General features: G+C 73.1%; 13 protein-coding genes. 3 read left to right on the top strand and 10 right to left on the bottom strand.

Annotated features, from left to right (window positions below):
- Positions 1-8: 8 nt before the first annotated feature.
- Complete coding sequence (locus BJP25_RS17070) at positions 9-464, bottom strand: MarR family winged helix-turn-helix transcriptional regulator (RefSeq protein WP_084794109.1); 456 nt, start codon at positions 462-464, stop codon at positions 9-11.
- A gap of 86 nt (positions 465-550) precedes the next feature.
- Here BJP25_RS17070 and BJP25_RS17065 point away from each other — a divergent pair, with 86 nt between their 5' ends.
- On the top strand, positions 551-1,093 hold the full coding sequence (locus BJP25_RS17065; protein WP_075975950.1) for an isochorismatase family protein: 543 nt from the start codon (positions 551-553) through the stop codon (positions 1,091-1,093).
- Positions 1,094-1,196: 103 nt separating this feature from the next.
- Here BJP25_RS17065 and BJP25_RS17060 read toward each other — a convergent pair whose 3' ends face one another.
- The 8 genes from BJP25_RS17060 to BJP25_RS17025 form a co-directional block, all read right to left on the bottom strand.
- Positions 1,197-2,789 carry a glycosyl hydrolase family 18 protein gene (locus tag BJP25_RS17060; protein WP_075975949.1) on the bottom strand — a complete coding sequence of 531 codons (1,593 nt, stop codon included), beginning with the start codon at positions 2,787-2,789 and terminating at the stop codon, positions 1,197-1,199.
- Positions 2,790-2,946: 157 nt separating this feature from the next.
- Positions 2,947-4,395 (bottom strand): glycoside hydrolase family 3 N-terminal domain-containing protein, encoded by a 1,449-nt coding sequence (locus BJP25_RS17055; RefSeq protein WP_075975948.1) that lies wholly within the window; start codon positions 4,393-4,395, stop codon positions 2,947-2,949.
- Entirely contained in the window at positions 4,392-5,222 is an 831-nt protein-coding gene (locus BJP25_RS17050; RefSeq protein WP_075975947.1) for a carbohydrate ABC transporter permease, read from the bottom strand. The genes BJP25_RS17055 and BJP25_RS17050 overlap by 4 nt, the downstream gene beginning before the upstream one ends.
- A 2-nt stretch (positions 5,223-5,224) precedes the next feature.
- On the bottom strand, positions 5,225-6,202 hold the full coding sequence (locus BJP25_RS17045; protein WP_075975946.1) for a carbohydrate ABC transporter permease: 978 nt from the start codon (positions 6,200-6,202) through the stop codon (positions 5,225-5,227).
- Between the two features lies 1 nt (position 6,203).
- A complete protein-coding gene (locus BJP25_RS17040; protein WP_233158123.1) occupies positions 6,204-7,502 on the bottom strand; it encodes an extracellular solute-binding protein in 1,299 nt (432 codons plus the stop codon).
- Between the two features lie 224 nt (positions 7,503-7,726).
- Positions 7,727-8,671: a lactonase family protein gene (locus tag BJP25_RS17035; RefSeq protein WP_075975944.1), complete on the bottom strand. Its 945-nt coding sequence runs from the start codon at positions 8,669-8,671 to the stop codon at positions 7,727-7,729.
- Positions 8,672-8,703: 32 nt separating this feature from the next.
- Positions 8,704-9,873, bottom strand: coding sequence for an alanine racemase (locus BJP25_RS17030; RefSeq protein ID WP_456318647.1), 1,170 nt, complete (start codon positions 9,871-9,873; stop codon positions 8,704-8,706).
- 97 nt (positions 9,874-9,970) lie between these two features.
- Positions 9,971-11,767: an MFS transporter gene (locus BJP25_RS17025; RefSeq protein WP_075975942.1), complete on the bottom strand. Its 1,797-nt coding sequence runs from the start codon at positions 11,765-11,767 to the stop codon at positions 9,971-9,973.
- Between the two features lie 191 nt (positions 11,768-11,958).
- Here BJP25_RS17025 and BJP25_RS17020 point away from each other — a divergent pair, with 191 nt between their 5' ends.
- Entirely contained in the window at positions 11,959-12,336 is a 378-nt protein-coding gene (locus BJP25_RS17020) for a pyridoxamine 5'-phosphate oxidase family protein (protein ID WP_075975941.1), read from the top strand.
- A gap of 372 nt (positions 12,337-12,708) precedes the next feature.
- Here the strand turns inward: BJP25_RS17020 and BJP25_RS36255 are convergent, their stop codons facing one another.
- Entirely contained in the window at positions 12,709-13,545 is an 837-nt protein-coding gene (locus tag BJP25_RS36255) for a peptidase M10A (protein WP_075975940.1), read from the bottom strand.
- Between the two features lie 204 nt (positions 13,546-13,749).
- Between BJP25_RS36255 and BJP25_RS17010 the strand changes: the two genes are divergently transcribed.
- Positions 13,750-14,436, top strand: a complete 687-nt coding sequence (locus BJP25_RS17010) for a response regulator transcription factor (protein ID WP_075976176.1) — start codon at positions 13,750-13,752, stop codon at positions 14,434-14,436.
- The last annotated feature ends 317 nt before the right edge of the window (positions 14,437-14,753 follow it).

Here is a 14,753-nt window from a genome sequence, read left to right as displayed (position 1 = left end):
GGGGGGTTTCAGGCCCGCACGGACGGCGCGCCGGACAGCGCCTGGTCGAGGCTGCTGAGCACGCGCACCGCGGTGCCCATGTCCTCGGCGTCGAACCCCGACAGCGCCGCGGTGACCACCCCCGCCGTGGCCGACAGGTACGCCGTGCCCACCGCCAGCCCGCGGTCGCGCAGCGCCAGCAGCACCCGCCGCCGGTCGCGCCGGTCCGGGGTGCGCTCGACGTACCCGCCGCGGGCGAGCCGGTCGACCAGGGCGGTGATGGACGCGGAGTTCAGCGACAGCCGGGCGCTGAGCCACCCCGGCGTGGCCGGGTGCCCGTCGCGCCGGGCATCGAGCAGCAGCACCAGGGCCCGCAGGTCGGTGGGGTGCAGCCCCTCGGCGGCGGCGAAGTCCGCGGCGCGCTGGTCGAGCTGGGCGGTGATCCGGCGCAGCAGGGTCGCGGCTGCGGTGGCCGACTGGTCCAACGGAACGCATCTCCTCGTCACAGGTTCTTCAACGGCGGCGGTGGTTAAGTTAGGCTTGCCTAAGTCGATGGAGAAGAGGTGGCAGCATGACCAGCCCCGTGGCCGACCCGTACGAGATGGCCGCCGCCGCCGTGCTGCCCGAGCGGGTGGCCACCTGGACCTGCCGCGCGCACCGGGCGGTGCTGCTGGTGCACGACCTGCCCGCCGAGTACGACCGGGGCCGCGCCCCGCTGGCCGACCTCGCGCACAACCTGGGGCAGCTGCGCGACACCTGCCACGAGCTCGGCGTGCCGGTGGCCCGCTCGGCGGCGCGCTTCGACGGGGTCCCCGGTCCGGGGGAGCACTGGCTCGCGGACCTCTCGCGCGACCACTTCCACGGGCTGCGGGCGCTGCTCGACAGCTTCGGCCGCGACCAGCTGCTGCTCACCGGCGTGCGGGCGCACGCGGCGTGCCTGATGTCGGCCGCGGGGCCTGCGCTGGCCGGGGTCCAGGTCTTCTGCGTCGCCGACGCCATGGTGGACCGCTCGCTCGACGACCACCGGCAGGCGGTGCGCGCCGCCTCCGACCACGGCGCGACCCCGGTGACCACCGGCCAGGTCATCGGCCAGCTGCTCGGCGTGCTCGGCTGAGCGCGCCGATCCGCGCCCGGGGCGGCTCTGCGGCCCGCACCGGGCGCGGGCAGCCGAACGGCCGCCCCGGGGACGTGGTCCCCGGGGCGGCCGTCGGCCCAGGTCACCGGCTGAGCGCGGTGATCAGCTCACCGTTGCTGGTGTCACCGGACAGCTCCCAGAAGAACGACCCGCCGAGGCCCTGGCCCGCGGCCCACGACCGCTTGCCCGCGATGGTCGACGGGGTGTCGTAGCTCCACCAGTTGTTGCCGCAGTAGGAGTACGACGTGCCCGCGATGGTGCCGGTGGGCGGGCAGGTGTTCTTGAGGACCTTGTAGTCCTCGATGCCGGTCTCGTAGGTGCCGGGGGCGCCACCGGTCGCGCTGCCGCCCGGGGCGGACTGGGTGACCCCGGTCCAGCCGCGGCCGTAGAACCCGATGCCCAGCAGCAGCTTGCTCGCCGGGACGCCCTTGGACTTGAACTTGGCGATGGCGTCCGCGGTGGTGAAGCCCTGGGTCGGGATGCCGCTCCACGACGTCAGCGGCGAGTGCGGGGCGGTGGGGCCCTGGGCGTTGAAGGCGCCGAAGAAGTCGTAGGTCATCGGCATCAGCCAGTCCAGGTACTGCGCGGCACCGGCGTAGTCGGTGGCGTCGATCTTGCCGCCGGAGGAGCCGTCGGCGGTGGTGGCCGCGGTGATCAGCGCCGAGGAGCCGAACCGGGCGCGCAGCGCGCCGACCAGGGTCTTGAACGCGTTCGGCCCGCTGGTGTCGCAGGTGAGCCCGCAGGCGTTCGGGTACTCCCAGTCGATGTCGATGCCGTCGAACACGTCGGCCCAGCGCGGGTCCTCCACCAGCCGGTAGCAGGAGTCGGCGAAGGCGGTGGCGTTCTTCGCGGCCTGGCCGAAGCCGCCCGACCAGGTCCAGCCGCCGAAGGACCAGATCACCTTGAGGTTGGGGTGCTTGGCCTTGAGCTTGCGCAGCTGGTTGAAGCTGCCGCGCAGCGGCTGGTCCCAGGTGTCGGCCACGCCGTCGACGCTCTGGTCGGCGGTGTAGGCCTTCTCGTAGTCGGCGTAGCTGTCCCCGATGGCGCACTGGCCGTTGGTGACGTTGCCGAAGGCGTAGTTGATGTGGGTCAGCTTGGCCGCCGAGCCGGACGTCTCGATGTTCTTGACGTGGTAGTTGCGGCCGTAGACGCCCCACTCGGCGAAGTAGCCGACGACCTTGCCCGCGGCGGACGGGGGCTGGGTGGTGGGCGGCGTGGTGGTGGTCGTCGTGGGCGGCGCGGTCGTGGTCGTGGTGGTGGTCGGCGGGGTGGTCGGGACGGTGCCGCCGCCGCACGGGGCGCCGTTGAGCAGGCAGTTCGACGGCGCGCCGGGACCGGAGCCGTTGAACCCGAACGAGGCCGTGCCGCCGGGGGCGACCGTCCCGTTCCAGGAGAGGTTGGTGAAGGTGTAGTGGTTGCCGGACTTGGTCATCGCGGCGTCCCAGGCGGACGACACGGCGGTGCCGGAGGGCAGGTCGAACTCGACCTTCCAGCCGGAGAGGGCGCGGTCACCGTTGCGCACGGTGTACTTGCCCTCCCAGCCGGTGCCCCAGTCCTGGGTCTTGGCGAACTCGGCGGTCGCGGTGGCGGCGCTGGCGGGCGCCACCGCGAGGCCGAGGGTGACCGCGGTCGCGGCGGTGGCCGCCGCGACGACGTGCCATCGGGTCCTGGGCATGGGTTCACCTCAGCAGGGAGCAGGGATACCGCATTCCATATTTGGTCCAGACCAATTCTGGGACAAGGGCTGGACGCGTTGTCCACCCGTCAGGAGCAGCGCCCCTCACGCGTGGTCACCGGTGGGCACCCGTGGGACCCGGGTGCCCACCGGGGGTTCAGGGGGACCCGAGCACGGCCTCGGCGGCCGCGCGCAGGCTGGAGGTGGACGCGCCCCAGGTGTCGACGCGCCCGGTGGCGCCCAGGTCGGGACCCGGGACGCCGGTCTCGACGTGCACCACCGTCGGCACGGCCGCGACGAGGGCGCGCACCAGGTCGGTGACGGCCGGGTACCGCTGGGCGTCGCGGGTCACCACGACGACCTCGCCGCGGGCGGCGGCGCGGGTGACGACGTCGCCGGGGGAGCCGGGGTCGACGCGCTCCCCGGTGGACGACGGGGCGAGTTCGGCCGCGTACGGGGCCAGGCCCCACGGCATCGGTCCGGCCGCGACGGTCGGCGGCACCTCGACGTCGAGCACCAGGGGGCCGCCGGAGAGGGCGGGCAGCCCCCGCGCGCGCAGCGCCCGCCGGGCCAGCAGCGGGCCGAGGTCGGGGTCGACGAGCGCGGGCCCGCCCGCTGGTGGGGTGCCCAGCGCGCGGGTGCGCGCGGCGGCCTCCGCCAGCCGTTCCTCGGTCAGCTCGCCCGCGCGCACCGCCGCGACGACCGCGTCCACGATGGACACGATCGCCCCCGCGTCGGCCACCTGCCCGCCCACGCACAGCGCGTCGGCGCCCGCGCGCAGCGCCCGCACCGCCGCGGACGCCAGGCCCGCCGCGTTGCCGAGGTGCCCGGCGAGCGCGCCCATCTCCAGGGCGTCGGTGACGATCGTGCCGGTGAACCCCAGGTCCCGGCGCAGCACCGAAAGCGCTTGCGCGTTGACGGTGACGGCCTCGTCGCCCCACTCGGTGACGACCAGGTGCCCGGTCATCACCGACCGCACGCCCGCGGCGATCGCGGCGCGGAAGGGCACCAGCTCGGCGTCGTGGAGCTGGGCGACCGTGCGCGGCAGCACCGGCAGCTCGTGGTGGGAGTCCGCGGTGGCCGCGCCGTGGCCGGGGAAGTGCTTGGCGCACGCGGCGACGCCGTGCGCCTGCATGCCGCGCACGTAGGCGGCCACGTGCGCGGCGGCGGCGAACGGGTCCGACCCGAACGAGCGCACGCCGATGATCGGGTCCTCCGGCGCCAGCGTCAGGTCGGCGCAGGGGGCGAGGTCGAGGGTGATGCCGCAGGCCGCGAGCCGCGAGCCCAGGGCGGCCCCGGCGCGCTCGGTCAGCAGCAGGTCGCCCGCGGCGCCCAAGGCCAGCGGGCCGGGCAGGTCGGTGCCGGTGGCCACGTCGAGGCGGGTGACGTCGCCGCCCTCCTCGTCGATGCCCACCACCACGTCGGCGCGCTCGGCGCGCAGCTGCCCGCACAGCGCGGCGACCTGCTCGTCGTCGACGACGTTGCGGCCGAACAGGACGACCCCGCCCAGCCCGCCCGCCAGGCGCTCGCGCACCCAGTCCGGCGCGGTCGTGCCCGCGAACCCGGGCAGCAGCACCGCTTCGGCCAGCTCGTGCACCCCGCTCACCCCTTCACCGCCCCGCTGACGCCGCCGGAGACGAGCTTGCGCTGCACCAGCAGGAAGAACACCAGCGCGGGCACGGCGTAGACGACCGAGGCCGCCATGATCCCGCCCCAGTCGGTGCCGAACGCGGTCTTGAACGACGACAGCCACACCGGCAGCGTCTGCTTGTCCTGGTCGCGCAGGAACACCAGGGCGTAGAGGAACTCGTTCCACGCGGTGACGAAGCTGAACACCGAGGTGGCGACCAGGCCGGGGCCCAGCAGCGGCAGGGTGATCCGGCGGAACACCCCCCAGCGCCCGCAGCCGTCCACCATGGCCGCCTCGTCCAGCTCCACGGGGATGCCCTTGACGAACCCGCGCAGCGTCCAGGTGGTGAACGGCAGCGTGAACGCCACGTACACCAGCATCAGGCCGGGCAGTGAGTCGAGCAGGTCGGCGTCGCGCATGATCAGGTACATCGGGACGAACAGCGCCTCCAGCGGGGCCATCTGCGCGATGAGCACCAGCAGCAGGAAGCCCTTGCGGCCGCGGAAGCGCATCCGCGCCAGCGGCACCGAGGCCAGCAGCCCGGCCACCAGCGCGCAGGCGACCGCGCCGAGGGTGACGATGAGGCTGTTGGTGAGGAACCCGGTGAAGCCCGCCTTGCCCAGCGCGGTGGTGAAGTTCGCCAGCGTCGCGCTCAGCGGCACCAGGTCGTAGTCGGGGGACAGGACCTGCGCGGGGGTCTTGAGCGCGGTCGTCAGCATCCAGTAGGTCGGGAAGAGGAAGAACAGCGCGGCCAGCAGGCCCGCGCTGGTCAGCAGTGCGCGCTGCAGGGGTGTGCGCCGCATGCTCACAGCTCCGTTTCCGGTGAGCGGACCAGCAGGCGCAGGTAGCGCCAGGTGACCGCGACCAGCACGACGAGCATCAGCACCGCCACCGCGGCGGCGACGCCGAAGTGGCTGGCGGAGATGCCCTTGAGGTAGAGCAGCACCGGCAGGGTGGTGCTGCCGCCGTCCGGGCCGCCCTGGCGGATGGCCCAGACCTGGGTGAAGACCTTGAAGTCCCAGAGCACCGACAGGAAGGTCACCAGGGTGACCATCGGCCGGATGGAGGGCCAGCTGACCGCGCGGAAGGCCTGCCAGCCGGTCGCGCCGTCGATCGCCGCCGCCTCGTAGAGCTCCTTGGGCGTGTTCACCAGGCCCGCGTAGAGGGTGAAGGCGATGAACGGGGTGGCCTGCCAGACGACCAGCAGCCCGATCACCGCCAGCGTGCTGGTGCCCGAGGAGAACCACGAGTACCCGCGGAAGGAGTCGAACCCGAGCAGCACCAGCGTCTTGTTGAGGATGCCGTACTCCTGGTCGAACATCCACTGGAACACCGTCGTGGTGGCCACGATCGGCGTCGCCCAGGCCAGCACCAGGCTGACCTGGAGCACCGAGCGCACCGCGGTGCCCAGGTGTCGCATGAGGACGCCCACCAGCAGCCCGAGCGCCACGGTGGTGGCCACGACGGCGGCGGTGAACACCACGGTCCGGACCGTGACGGTCCAGAACTGCGGGTCCGACAGGACCTCGGCGTAGTTGTCGAAGCCGACCCACACCACCTCGCCGCGCACGAGCTCGCCGAGGTCGAGCTTGCGGAAGCTGATGCCGAGCACCTGCAGGGCGGGCCAGGCCAGCAGCGCCACCATGAGCACCACCGCGGGTGCCAGCATCAGGTACGGGACCACCACGTCGGACAGGGGGCTGCGGGGACGGCGCGGCCGCGCCGCCCCGGGGTCCTCCCGGGGCAGCGCGGCGCGGTCGGCCGAGGTCGTCGGGGCGGCCATGTCAGCCCGCGAACGCCTTGTTCAGCGCGGCGTTGGCGTCACCGGCGGCGGTGGCGAAGTCCTTCGCGCCGGTGAGGTAGGCGGTCAGCATGTCCTTGAGCGGGTTCTGGCCCGCCTCGATGGCCGCCCAGCCCGGGGTGGCGGGCACGGACTTGCCGGACTTCGACGCCTGGGCCATGGCGGCGTTGACCGGGTCGGCCTCCAGCGCGGAGACGTCGGTGGAGGTGCCCGGGATCATGCCGGCCTTGGCGAACTCGGACTGGTACTTCGCGCTGGTCATCAGCTTGAGGTAGTCCTTGGCGAGGTCCTGGTCCTTGGCGGTGGCGGGCACGGCCAGGTTGGACCCGCCCTGGAAGACCGGGGCGGACTTGCCCGCGTCCTTCGACGGGATCGGGAAGCCCGAGGTGAGCTTGGTCAGCTCCGGGTTGGACTTGGCCGCGGTGGCGACCTCCCAGGGCAGGCCGATCATCATCGCGACCTTGCCGCCGCCGAAGATGCCCGCCTGCTCGGGGGTCTGCTCGTCGGCGTCCTTGGGCGCCTTGGTCTTGCTGACCTCGACGAGCTGCTTGTAGAACTCGGCGGCCTTCTGCACCTCGGGGGTGTCCAGGCTGGCGGTGAACTTCGTGCCGTCCTGCTTGGCGATGTCGCCGCCCTCGTCGTAGATGAACGACAGCAGCGCGTACCAGTTCTGGCCGGGCAGGTAGAGCGCCTGGAAGTCCGGGTCGGACCCGAACTTGGCCTGGAGCTTGGCGATGGCGTCCAGCCACTGCTGGCGGGAGGTGGGCGGGGCGGTGATCCCCGCCTGCTCGAACATGTCCTTGCGGTAGAGCACCTCGCGGTTGGCCGCGTAGAACGGGATGGCGTACTGCTTGCCGTCCCACTGCCCGGAGGCCTTCAGGCTCGACAGCCACTGGCCGCCGTTGAGGGCCTGCTCGTCGGCGGACAGGTCGGTGAGCACGCCCTCGGCGGCGAACTTCGGCGCCTGGGTGTTGCCGATCTCGATGACGTCCGGGGCGTCGTTGCCCGCCAGCGCGGTGGTGAGCTTGTCCTGGATGCCGTTCCACTGCTGGACCTCGTACTTGACGGTCACCCCGGGGTGGCCGTCGGAGAACTCCTTGTGCAGCGCGTCGGTCAGCGCCGTGGGCGCCGAGCCGTTCATCAACCACACCGTCAGCTCGCGCGGGCCCTGCGACCCCGACGCCCCGCTGCCCCCCGACGACCCGGCGCACCCGGCGAGCGCGAGCACCGCCGCTGCCGCCACCGCGACCCCGCCCACCGCAGACTTCGACCGAACTCTCACGTCCCGCACCCTTCGCGCGACCACCTAAGTGGTTTAGACCATTGCCGCCCAGGGTGGTCGGTGGATCTCGTGGTTGTCAAGGCTTCAGCGCGACGACGTGCCCGCCGGGCCGGGTTCTCGGCCCCGGGCGGCAGCTTCCCAGTTAAGGGCGCGATTCTCCTGCTCCGCGCGGGTGTGGTGGACGATTCACCGGTCGAGGTGGACCGACCACGGCGAACCGCTGGTCAGCCCGGCAGGTGCAGCACGCTCGCGCCCGCCGCGCGCAGCACGGTCTCGGCCCGGCCGAGCAGCCCGGCGGTGTCGACCGCCAAGCGGGTGACGGTGCCGGAGCGCTGGTTGGCCACGAGCAGCTGCCCGTCGTCGAGCAGCAGGCAGTGGCGCGGCCAGTCCCCTCCGGCCGGTGCTTGCTGGAGGGTCGTCCGGGCGTGCAGGTCGACCACGGCGATGGTGTTGTCGCCGCGCAGCGTGAGGTAGGCCAGACGGCCGTCGGGGGACAGCGCGATCTCGCCGGGGTGGTTGCCCGGGGGCAGCGCGTGCGTCCACGCCTCGGTGAAGGTGCCCCCGGCGGGGTCCCAGTCCAGCGCGACCAGCTCGGGGCGCTCCTCGCCGAGCACGTAGGCGCGGGTGCCGTGGAAGGCCAGGTGGCGCGGGCCCAACCCGGGCGCCACGGCGAACCGGGCGTGCTCCACCAGCTCCCAGCCGTCGAACCGGTGCGTGAGCACCGCGTCCGCGCCCAGGTCGACGGCCACCAGCCACCGCCCGGACGGGTCCGCGACCACCTGGTGCGCGTGCGGCCGCGCGCCGCCGTGGCGCACCCCCGTCGACCGCGGCCCGATCGCCCCGTCCGGTCCCAGGGGGTGCGCGCCGACCGTGCCGTCGAGGTAGTGGGCGACGACGAGGTGCCCGGCGAAGGTGGTGGCGTGCGTGGGCTGCAACCCCCCGGTCTCGCGCTCCTGGAGCACCACCGGCTTCTCCGGGTTCGTGGTGTCCAGCGCGGTGACCGCGCCCGCCCGCCGCTCGTTGACGACGTAGGTGACCCCGCCCCCGCCGACGACCCACGACGGCTCGGCCACCTCGGGCAGCGCCCGCGCCGTGCTCCACCGCCCGTCGACGACGTCGGCCACCACCAGCCCGTCGCCGCCGAGGGTCCCGACGTAGGCGCAGCGCATCCGATCCTCCGCTGTCAGCAGGTCCCGCACGGTCAGAAGAAGGTCCGCACGAGGTCTACCACGGTCTCGCCGTCGCCATCGAGCACGGGCAGCAGCGACCACTTGTCGAAGGTGGTGCAGGGGTGGGAGATGCCCAGCCGCACCCACTCCCCGACCCGCGGCGCGGCCGGGGTGCGCAGGAACGCGTGCTGGTCGTTGAGCGCGGTGACCTCGCCGTCGAGGTCGACCGGGAACGGCAGGCCGAGGTCGTGCGGCAGGTCGCGCTTGCCCGCGGCGAGGATGGCCAGCCCCGGTTCCGGCGTGGACTGCACCTGCGCCCACACCCGCCAAGCCGAGCGCAGCGCGGGCGCGTCCAGGCGCGGGGTGTCCCCGAGCGGGGACACCCCGGCGTAGTGCTCGTCGTCGTGGGTCAGGTAGGTGCCCGAGCGCAGGACGGTGCGCCACGGTCCTCTGAGGATGGACGCGACCAGGTCGAAGTAGGCGCTGCCGCCCGCGGTCACCACCATGTCCTCCACCGGGTGCAGCGCCTCGGCGACCTCGCGCAGCGCGTGCAGGTAGGCGCGCACGTCGTCGAGGTCCGGGCCCGCGGGCGCCTCGTAGCCGCCGACGCCCGCGAGCCGCAGCGAGGGCTCGGCGTCGATGGCCTCGGCGGTGCGCAGGGCCTCGGCCGGGGTGCGCGCCCCCGTGCGCCCGCCGCGGCTGCCCACCTCCACCAGCACGTCGAGCGGGCGCGGGCGCGGTCCGGCCATGGCGCGGACGGCCTCCGGGGAGTCCGCCCAGCACAGGAAGTCGAACCCGGGGTCGGCGAGCTGGGCGCCCACCCAGTCCAGCCCGTCCGGGTGGACGAACTCGTTGGCCAGCAGCACCCTCGGCACGCCGAAGGCCCGGAAGGCGCGCGCCTGCGCCGGGGTGGCGGCGGTGATGCCCCAGGCGCCCAGCTCCAGCTGCCGGTGCAGCAGCGCGGGCGCCATCGTGGTCTTGCCGTGCGGGGCGAGGTCGAGGCCCGAGGCGCGGCACCAGTCGGCCATGGTGGTGAGGTTGTGCTCCAGGTCCGCGCGGTCGAGGGCCACCACCGGGCTGGGGAACCGGTCGCGCCGGATGCCGGGCCGCCGCGCCAGCGCGTCGCGGACGGTGCTCCCGAGCAGGGTGTGCGGCACGGCCTTGAACCGCCAATCGATGACCTCGTCCTGCAACCACTCGATGTCCACCGCGCGATGGTCCTCCTGCCCGTGCCCCGCCGCACAGCGCCGCGGCCGCCCCCGGGTGGGGGCGGCCGCGGCGCTGGGGGTCGTGCTCGGGCTACTCGGTGGACCGGCTGGGGGTGGTGGCGGTCAGCTCACCCGCGATGCCCGCCAGCTCCTCGCCCACCGACTCGTGGTGCTCGGCCTGGGCGGGGACCGCCGGGGCGGGCGCCGCCTGCGCCGTCTTCTTCTCCACGGCGAACCACGACGCCACGGCACCGATGAGGCAGGCGGCGATCGCGAACATGAAGGCCACCGCCAGGCCGTCGGAGAACGGGCCGCTGATCAGGTTCGGGAAGAAGCTGCGGCCGGTGAGGAACTGCGCCTGGTCCGGCGGCAGGGTCGACAGCGTCGGCCCCAGCAGCGACTCGATCGGGTTGTAGCCCAGGAAGGCCGCGAACAGCACTGCCACCGCGGGCAGCCCCGCGACCGCCGCGGCCTGGTCGGCGGGCACGCCGTGCGCGGTCAGCCCGGTGGCCATCGCGGTCGGCAGGTTCGTCGACAGCCCCGCGATGATCAGCCCGAAGAACACCCCGATCGACAGCACCATGGCCGAGTTCTGGAAGGTGGCCGTCATGCCCGCGCCCACGCCCCGGGCGTCGCCGGGCAGGCTGTTCATCACCGCGGCGCGGTTGGGCGAGGAGAACAGGCCCATGCCCAGGCCGTTGACCAGCAGCAGCGCGGCGAACACCGGGTAGGAGAAGTTCACCGGCAGCACCGTCAGCGCCACGAACGTCGCCGCGGTGACCACCAGGCCGACGGTGGCGAAGCCGCGCGAGCCGAACTTGTCCGACAGCACCCCCGACACCGGCGCGGCGATGAGGAAGCCGACGGTCATCGGCAGCATGTAGATGCCCGCCCACAGCGGCGTGGACTCGAAGCTGTAGCCGTGCTGGGGCAACCAGATGCCCTGCAACCAGATGATGAGGATGAACTGCAACCCGCCGCGGCCCAGCGAGGCCATCAGGTTGGCCAGGTTGCCGAAGGAGAACGTGCGCAGGCCGAACAGCGACAGGTTGAACAGCGGGTTGGGCACGCGCGTCTCGATCACCGCGAAGGCCACCAGCACGGCCGCGCCGCCGACGAGCCCGGCGATGACCCACGGGTTCCCCCAGCCCATCGAGCTGTCGCCGTAGGGCTGGATGCCGTAGGTGATGGCCACGAGCACCGCGATCAGGCCCACGGCGAAGGTGATGTTGCCCCACCAGTCCATCCGCGCGTGCTTGGGCTCGCTGGTGTCGTGCAGCTTGAGGTAGGCCCACACCGTGCCCAGCACGCCGAACGGCACCGACACCAGGAACACCCAGTGCCAGTTGACCGGCGCCAGCACGCCGCCGATGACCAGGCCCAGGAACGAGCCGGTGATCGCCGCGACGCCGTTGATGCCCAGCGCCATGCCGCGCTGGTGGGCGGGGAAGGCGTCGGTGAGGATCGCGCTGGAGTTGGCCATCAGGAACGCGCCGCCGACGCCCTGCACGATCCGCCAGCCGATCAGCCACAGCGCGGCCGCGTCGCCCTGCATCCAGGTCACGGCCAGCAGCACCGAGGAGACGGTGAAGATGAGGAAGCCCATGTTGTACATGCGCGCCCGGCCGAACATGTCGCCCAGCCTGCCGAAGCTCACCACCAGCACGGCGGTGACCACCAGGAACCCCATCATCATCCACAGCAGGTAGCTGGTGTTGCCGGGGTCGAGCGGGTTGATGCCGATCCCCTTGAAGATGTCGGGCAGCGCGATCAGCACGATCGAGGAGTTGATCGTCGCGATGAGCAGCCCCAGCGTCGTGTTCGACAGCGCGACCCACTTGTACCGAGGCCCCAGCTCGGCGAGCGTCCGCGTGCGCCCCTTCGGCACGGGCGTCCCTCCCTCATCCGGTGTTGCGCGGCCCGCCCGCCGACCGGAGCGGCGGGGGCGGAACCCTTGATGTTAGCTACGCTAACTGATTTCGTTGCTGTGGCCAACCATCTAGGGGGTTCCCCAGGTCACACCACGAACCCGGGAATGGGTGCAAAACGGAAGAACCGGCGGGGCGTTAGGCTGAACGGGTGGACCACTCCGAGGAATTCCTCGCCTTCTGGCGCGAGCGCCACCTGTGCACGCTCACCACCCTGCGGCCGGACGGCAGCCCGCACGTCGTGCCGGTCGGCGCGACCTACGACCCCGCGGCCGGGGTCGTCCGCGTCATCACCAGCGGGGGGTCGAGGAAGGCCCGCAACGCGCGCCGGGGCGGGCGTGCGGCGGTGTGCCAGGTGGACGGGGCGCGGTGGTCGACGCTGGAGGGCGTGGCCAGGGTGCTCGACGACGCGGAGTCGGTGGCCGACGCGGAGCGGCGGTACGCGCAGCGGTACCGGCAGCCGCGGGTGAACCCGGAGCGGGTGGTCATCGAGATCGCGGTGGACCGGCGGTTGGGCAACGCGGGGTGAGGTGGTGCGCCTCGCCTTCGGCTTCGGGGGTGAGCATCGGGCTTCGCCCGATTTTTCGGGAGTTCGGGGGGCGGCTCGATGCGGTGGTTGTGCTTGGTCGGGGCCCCTACGGCGATCATGCGCTGCGGGCGGGGAAAAGGCGGGCTGAAAAGACGCCCGCCCGTCCCGTTGGGTAGCACATGATCGCCTCCCCCGACCAAGCACAACCACCCCATCGAGCAGGGGCGTAGCCGGACCGCCTGCTGCTTGGGTGGTCTTGTTGGGGAATGGATGAGGAGCGGCGCGGAGTGGGGGTGGGGTGGGTTTTTGTGGGAAAGGCCCCGCCACTGGTGGTGGCGGGGCCTTGGGGGAGTGGGGGGATCTGGTGGTGGCTCAGCGCTGGGCGGCCAGGGCGGCCAGGCCCGCGTAGTCGCCTGCGGCGAGGGTGCGGCGGGTGGTGTCGCAGGGGGACGAGGCGGGGGTCATCACCTGGGAGGCGTTCTTGGTCTGGTCGACGTGGGCCAGGCCCGCGGTGTGCAGGCGTTCGTGGGCCATGGTGGTCTCCAGGTCGTACGCGGAAGCGCAGTTGGCGGGGAGGGTGGTGAACCAGGTGTAGGCGCGGTTGTCGATGAGGGTGTCGGAGGCCAGGACCACGCCCTTGGAGGAGAAGTAGGTGCAGGTGTAGGCGAGGACCTTGACCGGGAGGGCGCCCCAGCCGGTGACGGACTTGCCGTCGTTGCCGGTGCAGCTGGCGTCGGCGGCGACCTGGGGGGCGGCGGTGGCGGTGCCGCCGTACTTGTAGGTGGTGGTGAAGGTGGCGGGCTTGCCGCAGCGGTTGACGCCCTTGGCGACGGTGGTGGAGGCGTTGGTGATGGCCTGCAGGGCGGTGCCCGCGACGGCCGGGGCGGCGGCGGTGCCGTTGTAGTACCAGGTGAGGGTGCCGGTGACGCGCCAGGTCTTCAGCGCGTAGGTGGCGTCGGTGCAGGCGGTGTCGACCCGGGGGGTGGGGGCGGTGGCGGTGGTGTTCGCCCGGCCGTCGGCGGCGGTGATGGCCTCACCGATGACGTAGGTGCCGTCGGCCAGCGGGGTCGCGCCCTCGACCAGCGCGGCCGCCCGCACCGCGGTGCCCTGGGTCGCGCCGCCCTGGGGCGCGGTGGGGAGCGACACCGCCGCGACAGCGGCGACCGCGGTGGCGAGGGCGGTTGCGGTGCTGACCGTGGTGCGGTTCATGGTGTCCATCCCCTTCGGATCGGTTGCTGGTCCCAGGTTCGGCCGCCACGGGTGCGCGCCGGTTGCCCGCGCGGTTGCGCCTCGGTTGCGGTGCGGCCGCCGCGGGCCACCCGGCCGGGTGACGCGCCGGGTGCGGGGCTCCCCGGGCGGTCGTACGTTGGACCTTCGCCGGCCCGGTGCCCGGCGGGAACGGGGGTGGCGGCGGTGGCGCGGATCCTCGCCGTGGAGGACGAGCCGGACATCGAGCTGGTGCTGCGGCTGCTCTTCGACGGCACCGGGCACGAGTTCCACGCCACCGGCGACGGCCGCTCCGGGCTGCGCATGGTGCACGAGGTGCGCCCCGACCTGGTGCTGCTCGACGTCGGGCTGCCCGGCCTCGACGGCTGGTCGGTGCTGGAGCGGCTGCGCGACGTGGCCGAGACCCCGGTGCTGCTGCTCACCGCGCACGACACCGTCCGCGACAAGGTGCGCGGGCTGCGCGCGGGCGCCGACGACTACCTCACCAAGCCGTTCTCCGGCTCGGAGCTGCTGGCCAGGGTGGAGGCGCTGCTGCGCAGGGCGGGGACCGGTGCCGACCCGGCCGACGAGGTCTACGACGACGGCGTCGTGCGCGTCGACCACCGCAGCATGCTGGTCACCGTGGCCGCCCGCGAGGTGGAGCTGACCGCCACGGAGTTCCGGCTGCTCAGCACCCTGGTGCGGCACCGGGGCGCGGTGCTCTCGCTCAGCCAGCTGCTCGCGGCGGTGTGGGACGACCCGGCGGGCGTGGGCCCGGACCGGGTCAAGTTCGCCGTGCTGCGGCTGCGCCGCAAGCTCGGCTGGGACGGGCGCGACTCGCCCATCGGCGCGGTGCGCGGGGTCGGCTACCGGTACCGGGTCGCACCCGGGTGACACCGCGGTCCACTTCGGCCTGCCCGCGTGGAACCGGTGCGCCGGAACGGACCCGCCGGATCCCGCGGGTAGCCGACACGCCCGGCGGTCGCGACGCGGGGTGACCACCCCGGCCGTCGACGGCGCTGGTGGCACCAACCGTGTCACCCACATGTCACAGTCGGACCCATTGTCTTCACGGTCGGGTGAACCAGTACGCTTTACCCTCGCGTACCGCAGGTGATCGCTGGCTCTGCGTAAGATGGATCACGGAAGAGCGCAGCGTTTCACTCGTGAGGGCGATTACCTCCTCGGGGGGTGCGCGTACGACAGCAGGT

This window comes from Actinokineospora bangkokensis (genome assembly GCF_001940455.1).
Taxonomy (GTDB): Bacteria; Actinomycetota; Actinomycetes; order Mycobacteriales; family Pseudonocardiaceae; genus Actinokineospora; species Actinokineospora bangkokensis.
The sequence above is the reverse complement of the archived record's forward strand: the minus strand, read 5'-3'. Positions and strand labels throughout refer to the sequence as shown.

Bases quoted from the DNA above. Each gene is read 5' to 3' on its own strand.
- BJP25_RS17065 (WP_075975950.1), top strand. From the start codon at position 551: ATGACCAGCCCCGTGGCCGACCCGTACGAGATGGCCGCCGCCGCCGTG.
- BJP25_RS17060 (WP_075975949.1), bottom strand. From the start codon at position 2,789: ATGCCCAGGACCCGATGGCACGTCGTCGCGGCGGCCACCGCCGCGACC.
- BJP25_RS17050 (WP_075975947.1), bottom strand. From the start codon at position 5,222: ATGCGGCGCACACCCCTGCAGCGCGCACTGCTGACCAGCGCGGGCCTG.
- BJP25_RS17045 (WP_075975946.1), bottom strand. From the start codon at position 6,202: ATGGCCGCCCCGACGACCTCGGCCGACCGCGCCGCGCTGCCCCGGGAG.
- BJP25_RS17035 (WP_075975944.1), bottom strand. From the start codon at position 8,671: ATGCGCTGCGCCTACGTCGGGACCCTCGGCGGCGACGGGCTGGTGGTG.
- BJP25_RS36255 (WP_075975940.1), bottom strand. From the start codon at position 13,545: ATGAACCGCACCACGGTCAGCACCGCAACCGCCCTCGCCACCGCGGTC.